The organism is Microcoleus sp. CZ3-B2 (assembly GCF_036705055.1).
Classification (GTDB): Bacteria; Cyanobacteriota; Cyanobacteriia; order Cyanobacteriales; family Microcoleaceae; genus Microcoleus.
Genome location: NZ_JAUBTN010000056.1, coordinates 14,329 through 29,599, shown reverse-complemented (window position 1 = coordinate 29,599; position 15,271 = coordinate 14,329). Strand labels below are relative to the sequence as shown.

General features: G+C 44.9%; 13 protein-coding genes and 1 pseudogene. 3 read left to right on the top strand and 11 right to left on the bottom strand.

The features are described from left to right. Positions 1-260: 260 nt before the first annotated feature. Together tal and fbp are read right to left on the bottom strand one after the other, a co-directional pair. Positions 261-1,415 (bottom strand): transaldolase, encoded by a 1,155-nt coding sequence (gene tal, locus QUA97_RS21435; protein WP_194069714.1) that lies wholly within the window; start codon positions 1,413-1,415, stop codon positions 261-263. Between the two features lie 204 nt (positions 1,416-1,619). Further along, the gene (gene fbp / locus QUA97_RS21430) at positions 1,620-2,693 is read right to left on the bottom strand and encodes a class 1 fructose-bisphosphatase (RefSeq protein WP_194069716.1); all 1,074 of its coding nucleotides are present in this window, start codon (positions 2,691-2,693) and stop codon (positions 1,620-1,622) included. 364 nt (positions 2,694-3,057) lie between these two features. On the opposite strand from fbp, the pseudogene QUA97_RS21425 reads away from it, so the two are divergent. Further along, positions 3,058-3,860 (top strand): annotated as a pseudogene (locus QUA97_RS21425) (DUF4058 family protein). 340 nt (positions 3,861-4,200) lie between these two features. Here the strand turns inward: QUA97_RS21425 and QUA97_RS21420 are convergent. The 9 genes from QUA97_RS21420 to QUA97_RS21380 all read right to left on the bottom strand — a co-directional run bounded on the left by QUA97_RS21420 (position 4,201) and on the right by QUA97_RS21380 (position 13,645). Next, entirely contained in the window at positions 4,201-5,235 is a 1,035-nt protein-coding gene (locus QUA97_RS21420) for a hypothetical protein (RefSeq protein ID WP_194069718.1), read from the bottom strand. A 12-nt stretch (positions 5,236-5,247) separates the two neighbouring features. Beyond that, on the bottom strand, positions 5,248-6,867 hold the full coding sequence (locus QUA97_RS21415; protein ID WP_194069720.1) for a hypothetical protein: 1,620 nt from the start codon (positions 6,865-6,867) through the stop codon (positions 5,248-5,250). Between the two features lie 2 nt (positions 6,868-6,869). After that, entirely contained in the window at positions 6,870-8,405 is a 1,536-nt protein-coding gene (locus tag QUA97_RS21410; protein ID WP_194069722.1) for an ATP-binding protein, read from the bottom strand. A gap of 32 nt (positions 8,406-8,437) precedes the next feature. Then, positions 8,438-9,163: a DUF6884 domain-containing protein gene (locus QUA97_RS21405; protein WP_228050219.1), complete on the bottom strand. Its 726-nt coding sequence runs from the start codon at positions 9,161-9,163 to the stop codon at positions 8,438-8,440. A gap of 424 nt (positions 9,164-9,587) precedes the next feature. Next, positions 9,588-10,520 (bottom strand): homoserine kinase, encoded by a 933-nt coding sequence (gene thrB / locus QUA97_RS21400; protein ID WP_194069724.1) that lies wholly within the window; start codon positions 10,518-10,520, stop codon positions 9,588-9,590. 77 nt (positions 10,521-10,597) lie between these two features. Continuing rightward, a complete protein-coding gene (locus QUA97_RS21395) occupies positions 10,598-11,167 on the bottom strand; it encodes a Uma2 family endonuclease (protein ID WP_194069726.1) in 570 nt (189 codons plus the stop codon). A gap of 52 nt (positions 11,168-11,219) precedes the next feature. Further along, the gene (locus QUA97_RS21390) at positions 11,220-11,696 is read right to left on the bottom strand and encodes a tetratricopeptide repeat protein (protein WP_194069728.1); all 477 of its coding nucleotides are present in this window, start codon (positions 11,694-11,696) and stop codon (positions 11,220-11,222) included. Positions 11,697-11,700: 4 nt separating this feature from the next. After that, positions 11,701-12,267 carry a Uma2 family endonuclease gene (locus QUA97_RS21385; protein ID WP_194012961.1) on the bottom strand — a complete coding sequence of 189 codons (567 nt, stop codon included), beginning with the start codon at positions 12,265-12,267 and terminating at the stop codon, positions 11,701-11,703. Positions 12,268-12,409: 142 nt separating this feature from the next. Continuing rightward, on the bottom strand, positions 12,410-13,645 hold the full coding sequence (locus tag QUA97_RS21380) for a vWA domain-containing protein (protein WP_333195904.1): 1,236 nt from the start codon (positions 13,643-13,645) through the stop codon (positions 12,410-12,412). A gap of 71 nt (positions 13,646-13,716) precedes the next feature. Between QUA97_RS21380 and QUA97_RS21375 the strand changes: the two genes are divergently transcribed. Both QUA97_RS21375 and QUA97_RS21370 read left to right on the top strand, forming a co-directional pair. Then, positions 13,717-14,376, top strand: a complete 660-nt coding sequence (locus tag QUA97_RS21375) for an ATP-dependent Clp protease proteolytic subunit (RefSeq protein ID WP_194069732.1) — start codon at positions 13,717-13,719, stop codon at positions 14,374-14,376. Positions 14,377-14,564: 188 nt separating this feature from the next. Further along, complete coding sequence (locus tag QUA97_RS21370) at positions 14,565-15,158, top strand: ATP-dependent Clp protease proteolytic subunit (RefSeq protein ID WP_194069733.1); 594 nt, start codon at positions 14,565-14,567, stop codon at positions 15,156-15,158. Positions 15,159-15,271: the final 113 nt, after the last annotated feature.

Here is a 15,271-nt window from a genome sequence, read left to right as displayed (position 1 = left end):
ACTCAGCACCCAGAGCCAAAAATCATAGTTGATTTTACTCTGGAGGATTTTTGTCACCAATTGGTGTCATTTTTCCAGGTTCGGGGTTCCAAACTCAGCACCCAGAGCCAAAAATCATAGTTGATTTTACTCTGGAGGATTTTTGTCACCAATTGGTGTCATTTTTCCAGGTTCGGGGTTCAAAACTCAGCACCCAGAGCCAAAACAATTATCTGTTCCGACTCCTAAATCCTTCTGCCTTCAACGATACAGATATCTTTTTAGGCAACGGGTGCGAGCTTCTTAACTTTCTCTTCCAAGGAATCCATCAGAGATTGGAAGGGGCCGACGAATTTCTCAATCCCGTCGAGAAGCAAGTCTTCCATCACTTTGTCCAAATCGATGTCAATGTCGGGATCTTTGAGACTTTCGATCAGGGTGTAAGCTTCTGCGACGTTGTTCTCAATCCGGGGTGCGACATCGCAGTGATCGAAACAAGCCTCAACTGTGTTGGGAGGCAAAGTATTCACCGTGTCGGGACCGATCAATTCATCGACGTACATCACATCGCTGTAGTTAGGGTTTTTGGTGCTGGTACTCGCCCACAACAGCCGCTGCACTTCGGCTCCCTTGGCTGCTAGTGCTTGCCAGCGATCGCTCGCGACGATCTCTTTATACTTCTGGTAAGCTACTTTGGCATTGGCGATCGCAATTTTTCCCTTGACCGCTTCCAGTTTGGCTTTAGTCGAAATATCGGTGACATTTTTGAGTTTCTCGTCAATCTTGCCATCAATGTTGCTGTCGATCCGGCTCAAGAAGAAACTGGCAACTGAGGCAATATTGCTCACATCCAAACCTTTAGCTGCTCGCGCTTCCAAGCCGCGAATGTAAGCCCAGAAGGTTTGGACGTAGCTGTCAACGGAGAAGAGCAAAGTCACGTTAACGTTAATCCCTTCACTGATGACTCGTTCGACTGCGGGCAATCCTTGAGCAGTTCCGGGAATCTTGATCATCACATTTGGTTTGCCGATCGCCTGATAATAGCGCAAGGCTTCGCTAATCGTGCTTTCGGTATCGTTGGCGATCGTCGGTGGCACTTCAATGCTGATATAACCGTCCAAACCTTTGGACTCTTCGTACACTGGAGCGAAGATATCGCAAGCGTTGCGGATATCTTCAAACACCAAAGATTCGTAAATTTCGAGTACAGATTTACCGGCGCGAATGCCAGCTTCGATATCAGCATCGTAAATGACATTGCCCGCGATCGCTTTCTCGAAAATGGCAGGATTAGATGTAATTCCCCGCAATCCGCGACTTTCAATCATCTTTTTGAGTTCGCCGGACTCGATCAGATTGCGAGTCAAATTGTCCATCCAGATACTCTGGCCGATTGCTTCGATTTCTAACAGGTGATTCTTGGTCGTTTCCGTCATGATCTGTAACTCCTACAATTTGATATTTGATATTTGGGAATTGGTAATTGGGAATTGGTAATTGGGAATTGGGAATTGGGAATTGGTAATTGGTAATTGGGAATTGGGAATTGGGCAGCTACAACTTTCTTCCTTCTTCCTTCTTCCTTCTTCCCTCTTCCTTCTTCCCTCTTCCTTCTTCCATCTTCCTTCTTCCTTCTTCCTTCACTCCAGAACTGTTCGAGGATTGCGCGATCGATCTTGAATAAAAGACTCTACGAGGGCGACATCTTCTTTGCTGCCAATAATCAAAGGCGTGCGCTCGTGAAGTTGAGTTGGCACCACATCCAAGATGTCTTGAATGCCGGTACTAGCCCGCCCGCCGGCTTGTTCCATCAAAAACGCCAAAGGAGCAGATTCGTACAGCAAGCGCAATTTTCCCTCTGGTTTTTTCACCGTTCCGGGGTACAAAAAGACACCTCCCTGAAATAAAATCCGGTGAAAATCTCCCACCAAAGCCCCGCCGTACCTGGCACTGTAACCTTGATTGCGGTGGACGTAGCGAATGTAATCCCGATAAGATTCATCCCACTGCCAGAAGTTGCCTTCATTGACGCTGTAAACCGGGCCGCTTGCAGGTGTCTGAATGTTTTCGGTTGCTAGAATGAATTCGCCCAAACTGGGGTCGAGGGTGAAGGAATGGACGCCACGGCCGATCGAATAAACCAGCATGGTACTCGGACCATAAAGCACGTAGCCCGCGGCGATTTGTTTGTGTCCGTGTTGCAGCAAGTCTGAGGCTGAGCCATCTGCATCGTCCCCCTCTTGCTTGCGGATGCTGAATATGGAACCGACATTGAGATTGGTGTCGAGATTGGAAGAACCATCTATGGGGTCGTAGAGCAGGCTGTAGCGCCCGATCGGACAATTTTCGGGAATATAGTAGGGTTTTTCCATTTCCTCCGAAGCCAAGCGGCAGACAAGTCCGCTTTGCTGGAATACCGAGATAAAAACTTCATTAGCATAGACATCCATCTTTTTGACGGATTCTCCCTGGACGTTGACAGCCCCTGTAAACCCCAAGGCATCTGCCATTAATCCAGCCCTACTGAGTCGCCTCGCGATCAGCTTGGCAGCTAGTCCGATGCGATTCATCAGGGCACTGAGATCCTGAGCATCTGCACTAAAGCTGTGAAGTTGCTGGAGTACGTGACGGGATAGAGTCGTGCAATCGCGGTCTAAGGCTTGCACCTGATCGATCGGACCCAGACGGGTTTCTCCTGTCGGCGCTTGTACCATGATTTTGATAACCTCCCTGTCTTGCGGCTCGCTAATTTGGGTTTTTCAGGTGCTTGACATTTGCTCCTGAATCGGATATGAGACCGATCGCCCTCTAACTTATATCTTAGGGAGGGTTTTGCGATCGGGCGTGGAACTTTAGGGGAATTTTAGATCCGGTGGAAAATTGAGGAGTGCGATCGACTGTTGAGCCGGGAATTGTATCGAAAATAACTAATTTTTTGATTTACCGCAGAAAGTGTTGGTTTCGGGATTTAGGTTTGGTGTATGGCAGAAAGAAGTTAGGCAACGGATTTAACGGAGGTCAGTCAATCTAACCCACTGCTAAAATGATTTTAAAATCAATACATCGCAATGCTGTCCTATGCCCTCACCCTTTCCCGGAATGGACCCCTACTTAGAACACCCCGATTTTTGGCAGGAAACTCACAATCGATTAATTGTCGCGATCGCTGATAGCATCATGCTCAAATTCGCCCTAAATATGAAATTGCGATCGACAAACGCATCTATGAAATTACCGATCCAAATGACAGTAACGGCGACTCGCTTTTAGTTGGTATCCCCGATGTGGCAATTAAACGTCAATCTAATAGCCCCGATGTTCCCACCGGTTCAGTTGCCACTTTAACTATCGCACTTCCTACTACGGTCAAAGTCCCTATTCCTGAAAAAATTAAACAAACTTACCTAGAAGTACGAGAAATGGCAACTAAACAAGTTGTCACGGCAATTGAAATTCTTTCTCCTGTCAACAAACGCAGTGGAGAAGGCAGAATTACTTATCTCAAAAAACGCCAGAGTATTTTAGGTAGCTTAACCAATTTAGTGGAAATCGACTTGTTGCAAAGCTGGGAACCGATGCCTGTACTCAACAGTTCCATTCAAAGCGATTATCGGGTTTTAGTCAGTCGTAGCGATCGCCGTCCTTTTGCCGAACTTTATGCTTTTAATTTGCGCGATTCTTTACCTGTATTTCCGCTGCCATTGCGCGAAGAAGATGTAAAACCTATTGTTAATTTACCAGAATTGTTCGCAGGTATTTACGATCGCGCCGGCTATGATTATCGGATCGATTACGATCTAGAACCCGTACCATCCCTGTCAGAAGAAAATCGGGTTTGGGCACAGGAACTTTTACAAGAAACAGGATTGCGAGATAATTAATTCTATTTTACCTTATTAATCGGCGATACTTTGGCTGTAATGCTCGATCGAGTAGGGATGACTGTCAAAGTCGAATATGAGAGCGACCGTCCTGTAAGTTCTATCTTAGGGATGGTTTTGGGAAAGGGGGTGGAACTTTAGGGGAATTTTAGATCCGGTGGAAAATTGAGGAGTGCGATCAGCAGTTGAGTCGGGAATTGTATCGAAAATAACTAATTTTTTTATTTACCGCAGAGGACGCAGAGGGCGCAGAGCGAGAAAAGAAAGTTTTGGGTTCGGGATTTAGGTTTGCTGCATAGCAGAAAAAAAACAAAAGTTATTAATCTCAGCTCGCTTAGCTTTAGTTTTCATTATTTTCAACTATTTTAGCAATCAGTGGACGATAAATGGTGTTATCTAAGTGTCCCTTGTACCACTCCTTATAATCTCCACTATTATATAAATGTTCTTCAATCATTCGAGCCTCTTCCAGTAGTATCCACAAGTTATGAGTAGCTCGATTACAAAAACCTTCCATACCACTTATTTTCAGTCCATTTAATTTATACTGACGACAAGCTGGACAGAGACATTCCTCTAGTTTTTTTTCTTCTTCTTGACTGACTTGCCGACCTCTCCAGTTACCTAAAGGAGCGACAATTCGCTCTCCGGTTCCAGGCAATTGTATCATCCCCCGCGCCGCCCGACTGCGCCAACCGCTTGAGTCTACTGAGTTAATCCTCAATAAAGCGGCTAAATGTATAGTTGCGGTGCCACCAATGCCAAAAACATGAAGTTTTGTATTTTTAAATTCTTCGCGTATATGTTGAATGCTAGATAGAATTTTCTGATAAGGTAGTGCTTTAGGAGCGCGTAGTAAATTTGGTACAATGCCACCCAAAGCAATATATGGTTTTGCTAAAAATTCCTTATGTGCTTTGATTGCATTTACATACTCTTCCAGCAATTCGCTAATGTGAATAACAGGAATGTATGATGGATGGTCTTTATAAGCCAGATTCATTTCCATTGTGCGCTTAAAACATTGTTTCTGCTCCTTAAATGTCATTTTGGGAGTAGGAATAAAGTCTTGAGGAATTGGATACCAGTCTGGTTTAGCTTTTTCTACAAACTCTTCATACTCTTTTCTTGGCGTTTCACCATCACGTTTTATAAAGTAAAAAGCACCGTTATCAAGATAAATTTGAACTTGAGTAGGAATACCCAGAGATTCGTGCAGTCCCTTTTCCATTGCCTCACGCCTGCGTTTAGGCATTTTGTGAAAATCGGCGTAGGAAACCATTACCGCGTGTAGTTGGGGAAGGTAATACTCTGAGGTTTTATCCCATACACGCGGTTTGATTCCTTTTAAACTAATGCCGGCGACGATTTGCATGATTCAGATATCCTAAACCATTTCTGATAGTAGAGCTTTATATCGGGACATGAGCAATTGTCCAGTGCCATCAGTTATGTACTTACCCACATCCTTTGAGTAAATATGTGCTTGCTGAGTAACTGTTGGTATTATATAGGTAATTGGCTCCTCAGCCATAAATGAATGATCTTGGTCAATATCTATACTAGAATATCGTAAAGCCGTTAGAATTTTCTGTGCTATTGATGATACTGAGCCAAGAGAATCATTGTGAAAAAATTCATACCGAGGTAACTGCTGATTAGGGTTTTTGGAGTGACCGATAAAAAACATATACATATGAAAAATTTTACACAATTGTTTATAAGAACTGATATTAATATCATGTTGTTTTTCATAACGTTCAAAGTAAGAGCTTTCTAAGTCGGTAAGATTAGCTTTTTCATTCAAAGTAGCTCTTGTAGTGAAAGAACGACGTATCAGACAGGTAGCTATTGTTTGTTTTAGATAATCACCAACAAACGAAGGATCTGACAACAACAGTGTCATCATTTGTCCATCATTAAGAGTATAGTTTCCAGTTTCCCACTTCGGATCTATCTCCTTAGCTATATACCAATCCAACACGGCACTATAAACTTTTAAACGTACATTTTTGGATACTCCACAGTAAATAATCCCGGAGTTTTTAGCACAATCGAGACATTCAAGCAGACCTCGTATTGCTTCGCGAGTGAATTCACCCCGCCTATTTTCAATTAAAAAGTTGTCTAGGTAAGCATCCTGCGGAAATAGGCTACCATCTCTGAGGATAATATCTGGACGACTTCGGTCTGCATTCAACAAATATTGATAGTCAAATTTATACTGACCAACATCCATTGCTGAGGCTAGACAGCGCTGATAATCTTCAGGTTCTAGCTCGTCTTGGTACGAGGGGTCAATTAGCATCCATTTGAGTAATTCTTCATTCGGTTGGGGGTTGAATCGAGGCGGATCATAACTCGCTTGACCCTGTTGCACCCTAAGTACAGCACCAGCAGCATTGTTAAGTAAAAAGGGTACACTGCGTGTGAAAAATCGTGCGGGAATAGGTACAGAACTGCGATGCTGGCTCACATCAGAAGACCCGATGAGAAAATCACGGTTTCCCCAAACGTCATCAGAAGTAATCGGGTTAAGGAAGTGTTCTCCTACAATATGGCTTTGAAGGTGTTGTTGAATTGATGCAACATCCAGATTTACTCTCCATCGACTACTACCTCTTGCTGGTTTCTCAATTCGCACTTGTTCCTTAGTCATTCCAAATCCACGAATAGCAACCTGCTCTAACAGGCGTGCTAGTCGTGCTGATTTAGATGAGTCTTGCTCTATCTGACGCTTGAGATCAGTGAAAAAATCAAGGTATAGTTCCCTCGGATCTTTTTCTAGTAAATGTTCCCGAGCAGTTTGAATTGTGGTTGTCCAAGCTCTCTCAGATTCAACTATTTGTCGCATATAATCAGCCGTTCTTGCAACTGGATTATAATCGGCAACTGCATCACGGCTCAGTACCTCATAGGTATCCGAGTTGAGGATGTCGAATATGGATAACTGCCTATATCGCTCAGGATCGGGAGAGTTAGATTGAGATTTGCGTTTTCTGGGCATTTTTATTTCTCCTTTTGTTTTAAGTCATTAATTTTAGATATCCATTCATCTTTCATCTCCTGGAAAATATCAGGAGTTTTACCACCTTCTGAATTTTTAGTTGTACGCTCCCTAATGCGTACCGGAATCGTATGCTTCACACTCTCATAAGTACCCGAAAGCAAACAAGTACCGCGTGGCATTTTGGGTAGGGCACGTAACATTTCTTCAGAGGCATCTGACTTTACGCCCCGAATGGCATCAAGTTGATCTGGTTCCAACGCAAACACCAGTCTTGTATTACACTGACGGATAATGCTTCTATCAATGTCAATAGGGCTTTGTGTCATTAATACCATGCAAATGCCGTGATGTCTTCCAATTCGTACACCTTCCCGTATTATTTGTTTGCAAGGGCTACCCTCACCTTGTGGTACAAACAAATGAGCTTCATCCACAACCGCCACATAAGGTGGAATATGACCCCGGATGCGTAAGTTTTGAAGTTCCCTCAAGACTGCTGTTGCTATAGATTGAAGCTGTATAGAGGTTAATTTTTTACAATTTATTGCCAGACAAGGATACATAAGTTTTCGCCAGTCAGCTACCCCCTCGCCAAATATTTTGTAATTATTGAGAGTTTTTAACCTGCGTGTGACGGTATCGACCAATCGTGGCACATCACCAGGTTTACCTGATAGTGCTGCTGCTGAATCTGGTATTCTTGCTAAAACATCATCCAACGTAAATTTTGCAATATCTTCATTGACTAGACGAGTTTGTAATTCACCAAAAGCCCTTGTCACTACGTCACACTGAACTGAACTCTGTTTCATCGCTTCAGGAAGTAAATTTATCAATTCTGCTTCAGTAAGTGATGAGATACGAATGCTAAAATCTTCTCCGGGCTCAACAACTTCTCCCCCCATTTTTTTAACTAACGATGAATATTCATCCTGTGTATCTATAAAAACAATTGGTAAATTCATATTGATGATTTCTTCTGCAATTACACCCATTGCATAACTCTTACCACTGCCTGTAGTTCCACCTATAAAAAAATGCCGCTGAATCGCCTCACGTTTGAGAATTATTTCTGTTTTTGTACCACTTACTGTTTCACCAATGTACAAACCCTCAGAGCGATCTTTCACCATACCCAAAACCTGGACGGTTTGATCGCTATCAGCAATAAATACTTCTGCCCCCGAATTTGGTAAATTCTGTGGCGCTCTGATCTCTTTGTCTATAATCTCCTCAATCAAGTCAGCTTCGGCAAGGCGAAATATCCTTGTGCTATCTTCCTCTTTAGGATAATTTCGCGGCAGCCCCATGCTCTCAGTAACGTTGATGCTTTCTGCGCTTTCATTAGAGTTGCTTTCATAAGCACTACGAATTCGACCATAAAGCATGGTCTTTTCTGCTCTTGATACAGGAATCCGAACAAGCATACCAGGCTTTACATCCTGTCCTGCTTTCAATTTGATTCGCACAGTTTCAAAAGTTGGGGTATCTCGATCGGAAATAACTGTGCCGATAGGGAGAGTCTTGACGATCATTTTTAAACACCTTTATTCAGATTAAGATTTGATTATTCTCTATAAATTTCTACACCAAGTTGTTGGAGCATTCGCCTAGCCGCACTTGAATGAAAATCACTGACAGGCAATCCTGTCAACAGACTTACCACCCACTTCGGCGATACCCGTCGATCGCCAACTAACACATACCACGACTGGTAACAACCAGGGTTGCCCTTGCCTTCCACCAACGCCTGACGCGCTAAATCAAGCACTTCTCCTGGTGTCAAAACAACCTCAATCCCTTTAAGACTCGCTTTCCCTGGGGGGACAACAGCCTGTCTGCTAGCTAGTTCCGGGGGCTTTCCGTACAGCCAATCATGCAAGGTTGCCAGCTTTTTACCCAAGGAGCCTGTAGCAATTCGCACAGCTAATCCTGATTTGATTAGCATATCGTATTTATCCATTGCAAGGAAATAATCTTGACCTAAACAAATGCAAAGTTTCTGGTATGACTTTGCGCTGAGGATATCTTCAAATTTAGCAATGACCTCTGGCTGCAGTTGACGCGATCGCATTTTTGTCATTCGTTGGTCATAATTTGGAATCAGATAGTCACTCGGTATCAAGCCAAACTTAGCTGACAAAATATATATCTCTAACTGTGCTGATGGTTGTTTCCGCAGAAAACGACGCAGCAAACGGAATGTGGGGCCATCATAGCGCTCAATAGCAGGCAGCGAATCAGCATCCGAACGTTTACGCTGGGAGCAAGCCAAAATTAGCAGATGTCGCAAATTCAGAACTCACTATATATAATTCATGTTATTTACCACATTATTCTATTTCTTGCTTTACAACTAGCCTGATGAAGTAGAGGTAGCAGATGCGATCGCACCTCAACCAACCAATCTAACTGAAGAGCGATCGACCTTTCATTCCCCAAAGATGCCATCCAATATTTCTCTTTTTGTCCAGTTGGGAGTCGAGTTGGCTTTTTAAATGAAATAGCCCTGAGTGTATCCCAGGGCGGAAAGTTATGATACGGTTGGCGATCGAAATACGAAACAACTGATCGTGACAGTCAAGGGTTTGGAGTGCGGGCTTGAAAAAAAACTGCGTGAAGCGGATATATCCCGTAGGAAATCGCCCTTTGATACCAAAGAGGTAATAAAATCCGATTTTCGCTTGCACACTAGATTTTTTGTCAAGCTAACTTAATTAACCAGAAATTATCGCACCTTGAGTATCAAGAGAAATCGCCCTTACATCAGCCTTCACCCCAAATTCCGCCCAAGCAGCAGCCATTTCCCTCACAACCGCATCAGCATTAGTAACATCAGTTAAAGCCAAAAGCGTCGGCCCCGCACCGCTAATGACCATCCCACAAGCCCCAGCATTCAACGCAGCTTCTTGCACCGCTTGATATCCCCGAATCAGCGATTGGCGATAAGGCTGGTGAATTTTGTCATCGAGGGCACAGCGCAGCCAATCTCGATCGCCCGTAGCCAAAGCCCGCACCAACAAACCCAGGTGTGCAGCATTAAAAATCGCGTCAGCCCTGCTGTAATCTGCCGGCAAAACTCGGCGCGCCTCGGCTGTAGAAAGTTCAAAATCGGGAATAGCAACCACAGGCACAATATCAGGATGCCACGGAATGTCGCAAATTTGGCAGGAACTGCCCGGTGTATTGCTAGCTGCGAGGCGACAGCCTCCCAAGAAAGCGGGGACAACATTGTCGGGATGTCCTTCAAGTTCGATCGCCAACTGCATCACTTCCACCTGACTCAAAGGCTTTCCGGCTAGTTCATTTGCACCGACTAACCCACCGACAATGGCTGTAGCGGAACTTCCCAAACCTCTAGCCAGGGGAACTTCCATATGTATATGTATGGCGACTGGCGGCGGCGATTGATTGAGGCGATCGTATAATTTGACAAATGCGACATAAGCCAGATTGCTGTCATCTGTCTTGACTTTGGCGGCTTCTGCGCCTGTGACTGTAATTTTTAGTTTCTCGGTTGCGGAGGGTTCGAGAAGAGAGAATTGGAAGGAGTTGTAGAGGCTTAAAGCGGCACCGATGCAGTCAAAACCGGGGCCGAGGTTGGCGGTTGTGGCGGGTACGGTAACGGTGAAGGTGGAAGTTGCGGACATTTTTTGAATAGTAAATTTTGAGTATTTAACCGCTTGGGAACAGAGATAAATTGTTGATATCGGTTCGATCGCCTATTTTAACTCATTCCTAGAACATCTTCGTAAATTTGTGCGGTCGGGCATTGAAATTCTACGCTAGCCAAGCGAACTTCTTCGCCATCCGCGTAAGGATAGAGTTCCCAGCGCCCTTCTGCATTGCGGCGATAACATTCTACACCGATTCTTTCTTGATTAATCACTACGTATTCGTGTAAAGTTTCTAAGGTGCGGTAGTCGGCAAATTTATTTCCGCGATCGAATGCTGCTGTGGTTGGAGAGAGAACTTCTACGATTAAGCGCGGGTGGCGTTTGAAATAGTCAAGACTTCTATCTCTTTCGTCGCAAGTTACCATGATGTCGGGATAGTAAAATACATCGGCTTGCTCAATTCTGGCTTTCATGTTTCCTGCGTAAATGCGACAGCCTCTGCCTCTAACGTGAGTTGTGAGCAAGTTGACTAGGTTGATGCAAATTGTTTCATGGGCATCACTTGCTCCTGCCATTGCATAAATTTCGCCTTGTCTGTATTCGTGTTTGATAGGGCTAATTTTTTCGCCTTCTAAATAGTCTTCTGGGGAGGTGTAGGTGTGGCTGATGTTGGCAATCATAGTTGGTATTTCTTAAACACTAAGGAGATTATACCATGTTGGCAAAAGCTATTTATTGTTCCAGCAGTTGAAGATGCTTGATGGCATCTTGATAATCGTTAGTTTTGCCTGATTTTTGATAGAATTGGGCTGCTGTATGATAATCGGCGATCGCGCCGTTGATATCTTCTAAGAATTCGCGGACTCTGGCGCGGTTGTAGTAGGCATCGCCGTAGTTGGGGTCGATTTGAATAGCGCGATCGAAATCTGCCTTTGCTGCTGGGTAATCTTTGAGATCGCGGGCTCGAATTATACCGCGTTTGTTATGGGCTGCTGCGTAGTCGGGATTGAGGCGGATGGCTTCGGTGTAATCGGCGATCGCACCTTGAATATCTCCTGCTTCTGACTTGGCTAAGGCGCTGTTAAATAAATCTTCTGCCGAATTTTGAACGATGAGTATTGGTGAATTTTGAGTAGAAATGGCAGGGGATATGCCACCCAAAACTGTCACAAATCCCCAAAGGGCGATCGCCCTGTAAAAGTATTTCATAATTCTAAGCAAAAATCTGAGCTACAGAACAACTAAAACCGGGTAACAAAGGCGATGTCAATTCATCATTCCTCAACAGTGTAGCAACAAGCCTTAAACTTGCTTGTTCCCTGCGATAAACCTCAATTTGTTGCAACCGCCAATTCGCAATCCAGTATTCCTGTACTCCCCGCACTGAATAAAGTCTGACTTTCAAATCTCTATCCCGTCTTTCATTGTCTGTACCAGCAGATAATACTTCAACAACTAACTCGGGGGCGGCGGTTAAATGGCCGGCTTCGTCTAGCAAGATAGCCAAGCGTTCATTGCTGGCCCAAACTACATCAGGAATAACGTTGTCAGCATCTGTGAAAATCAGACCCGGATTGATGGCAGTTTGTCCTAAACCAGCAGACATCGACCAAGTATCCAGCACAGAAAAAAATCTGCCACAAGCCCGTTGATGACCCCAATGCGGTGCTCTAGTCACAAATAACTCTCCATCAATAAGTTCGTAACGATCGCCGTTATCGGGCAATAGTTCCAAATCAGCGGTAGTCCAGCGTACTTTATCAGATATTGTCTGGCTCATACAAGCACTCTATAATAGGTGGTACAAACATTATAAACCGATTCGTAGTAAGGACTTCAGTCTTCTCTGTGACTTTGAGTCAATTAGGACTAAAGTCTTTACTACAAACTATGGAGCCGATCGCAATTAACCGCAAATTACACTACTTAAGAACTGTTTTAGAAGCAATCCGAGTTTTCTTGCGATCGGCCTCACTCAAATCTTCACCAGACTGCAAGCGAGTAGCTGAGGTTTGCAGCACTGTGGCGGCACTTTTATCGCCCATTTGCAGAGCAGTTTTAGCCGCCGTTTGTAACATTGTGGCGGCACCGGCGCGATCGCCCTGTTGTAATCTAGTTTCGGCGAGTTGAGTTTGGCGGTACTTAGCCAAAGCTAAAATATGCTGCTGCACCATCGGGTTGAGTGCCGGCTGATAAACTTTTAGAACATTAGCAGAAACTGCAACGGGATCGGAAAGTAAACCTTCACCGACAGTCGGATCGTCGTAGCGAATTTGCAATTGCCCGATCGCCTGTTTGCCTTCAGGTAACTGTCCAATATAAATATTAGCCAAAACTACTCGCTCTACATCCTTCATTAAATCTCCCAGGCGCACCATAAAGCGATCGCCCTCTTGCTGTACCGGTAATTCGATCGTATCAGGAGCAACTTGGGCGATCGGTTTAAGTTCGGCTAACCGCACTTTTGGCATCAGGGAAAATAGCAAATAAGCATTAGTCAAACCTACACCTTGGATGCGAGTAAACAGCTTACCAAACTCATCAACCGCATCTTCGGGCCGCTGAATGTGAGCCAGAGCACCGCCGCCAGCATCAGCAATCTTCTCCAAAATATCCTGGTTCCAGTTATCGCCAAATCCCAGAGAATTTAAAGTCATGTTATACTCGGCGGCCAGTTTCGCCAACTTCAAACAGCGGCTGTCGTCGCCGTGTTCGTTTTCGCCGTCTGTCAGCAGAAATGCCTGAGATATAGCTTCTTTTTTGCCTTTCCCCAACTCTTCAATACCTAACTTAATGCCCTCATCAATTGCTGTGCCGCCGGCCGGGCGCAATCTCTCAATTTGCCGTTTAATGCTGGCAGGATCTCCCACAATTTGGTTGGGGACGATGACTTTGGCTTTGTGATCGAAAGCCACCGCGCAAAAGCGATCCCCGGGCTTCAACCGGTCGAGCAACCGTCCGGCGGCTTGTTTGACGGTTTCCAAGGGCCGTCCGCCCATCGAGCCGCTGTGGTCGAGAATCAGGCACAGGTTTAAGGGTACGCTGGAGTCGATCGAACTTGCTGTCGCAGACACTGAAATCGCTAGTTGGCGCTGGGTTGAGGGCGCGATCGCGTCAAGGTTGGGGTCGTTTAAGACCGGGAGCAAACTAACTTTCATGCGGGATACCTAAAGATTGCGTTACTATTTCTTTAAGAATAGCTCCATCAGTTCAGGCAACATTTCGGTTTATGAACACACCAATTAAAGCTGTGCAATCGCAATACTACGGGGAAGGCAACTCTCGGACGCCACCACCCGATTTGCCATCCCTGTTGCTGAAGGAGCGGATCGTTTATCTTGGTATGCCTCTGGTGCCTGCGGTAACAGAACTGATTATCGCGCAACTGTTGTATTTGCAGTACGAAGACCCCGATAAGCCGATCAAAATCTATATCAACTCGACTGGCACTTCTGGTTACAGCGGCGAACCCGTCGGCTTTGAAACCGAAGCCTTCGCTATCTGCGACACGATCAGGTACATTAAGCCGCCCGTGCAAACGATTTGCCTCGGTTCGGCAATGGGCATGGCTGCGATGCTGTTAGCGGCCGGTACAAAGGGCTTTCGGGCTAGTTTGCCGCACGCTTCGATCGTGTTGCACCAACCCAAGGCTTACACGCGGGGTCAAGCAAGCGACATTCAAATTCGGGCGAAGGAAGTGCTGGCAAATAAGGCGACGATGCTGGATATTTTAGCAAACTGTACTGGTCAACCGATCGAAAAGATTGCTAAAGATATGGATAGGTTGCTGTACATGACGCCGCAGGAAGCTAAAGAATACGGTTTGATCGATCGGGTTCTAGAAAGTTCGGAAGAATTGGCGAAACCGCTGCCGGCTGGAGTCATCTAATTTGGTTATTGGTTATTGGTTATTGGTTATTGGTTATTGGTTATTGGTTATTGGTTGCGATCACCAAAAAGTCGAAAGTAACTAATAACAAGTAACTAATAACAAGTAACTAACAAAAAGTAACTAATAACAAGCAATCACTTCCAAATCCCCGATTACCAATTACCAACTAAACGGAGTTCCGAATTATGCCTATAGGTGTGCCAAAAGTCCCCTACAAAATGCCTGGTGGTTATGATACTCAGTGGATTAATATCTACGATCGCCTTTACCGGGAACGGATTATTTTCTTAGGTAAAGATATTGACGATGAAATTGCCAATCAAATTATCGCCGTGATGCTGTATCTGGATTCGGAAGATTCGGGTAAGGATATCATTTTGTACATCAATTCCCCCGGCGGGATGGTGTCGGCAGGCATGGCTATTTTTGATACCATGCAGCACATTAAATCCGACGTGGTGACGATTTGTGTGGGCTTGGCTGCTTCGATGGGTTCTTTCCTGCTAGCTGCAGGTACGAAGGGGAAACGGTTGGCTTTGCCTCACTCGCGGATTATGATTCACCAACCTTCTGGGGGCACGCGGGGACAAGCAACGGACATTCAGATTGAAGCGAAGGAGATTCTGCGCTTGCGCCACCAACTCAACGGTATTTATGCTAAAAATACCGGACAGCCGATCGAGAAAATCGAGAAAGACATGGATCGCGACTATTTCATGTCCGCTGAGGAAGCCAAGGAATACGGCTTGATTGACAGAGTAGTCGAAGATCGTCCGTAAGCGATTTTTTCGCTACACTACCTCGCACTACACCCAGTTTTTCGGTAAATTTTGGCAGAATCTTTACATTTAAGGATTCTGCCATATTTAATTGTATTATCAACGATCGTTCA

What these genes read in the sequence shown, in the direction of transcription:
- QUA97_RS21385 (WP_194012961.1), bottom strand. Translation starts at nt 12,267, where the DNA reads ATGAGCCAGACAATATCTGATAAAGTACGCTGGACTACCGCTGATTTG.
- QUA97_RS21375 (WP_194069732.1), top strand. Translation starts at nt 13,717, where the DNA reads ATGAACACACCAATTAAAGCTGTGCAATCGCAATACTACGGGGAAGGC.
- QUA97_RS21370 (WP_194069733.1), top strand. Translation starts at nt 14,565, where the DNA reads ATGCCTATAGGTGTGCCAAAAGTCCCCTACAAAATGCCTGGTGGTTAT.
- fbp (WP_194069716.1), bottom strand. Translation starts at nt 2,693, where the DNA reads ATGGTACAAGCGCCGACAGGAGAAACCCGTCTGGGTCCGATCGATCAG.
- QUA97_RS21410 (WP_194069722.1), bottom strand. Translation starts at nt 8,405, where the DNA reads ATGATCGTCAAGACTCTCCCTATCGGCACAGTTATTTCCGATCGAGAT.
- QUA97_RS21395 (WP_194069726.1), bottom strand. Translation starts at nt 11,167, where the DNA reads ATGATTGCCAACATCAGCCACACCTACACCTCCCCAGAAGACTATTTA.
- thrB (WP_194069724.1), bottom strand. Translation starts at nt 10,520, where the DNA reads ATGTCCGCAACTTCCACCTTCACCGTTACCGTACCCGCCACAACCGCC.
- QUA97_RS21380 (WP_333195904.1), bottom strand. Translation starts at nt 13,645, where the DNA reads ATGAAAGTTAGTTTGCTCCCGGTCTTAAACGACCCCAACCTTGACGCG.
- QUA97_RS21420 (WP_194069718.1), bottom strand. Translation starts at nt 5,235, where the DNA reads ATGCAAATCGTCGCCGGCATTAGTTTAAAAGGAATCAAACCGCGTGTA.
- tal (WP_194069714.1), bottom strand. Translation starts at nt 1,415, where the DNA reads ATGACGGAAACGACCAAGAATCACCTGTTAGAAATCGAAGCAATCGGC.
- QUA97_RS21415 (WP_194069720.1), bottom strand. Translation starts at nt 6,867, where the DNA reads ATGCCCAGAAAACGCAAATCTCAATCTAACTCTCCCGATCCTGAGCGA.
- QUA97_RS21390 (WP_194069728.1), bottom strand. Translation starts at nt 11,696, where the DNA reads ATGAAATACTTTTACAGGGCGATCGCCCTTTGGGGATTTGTGACAGTT.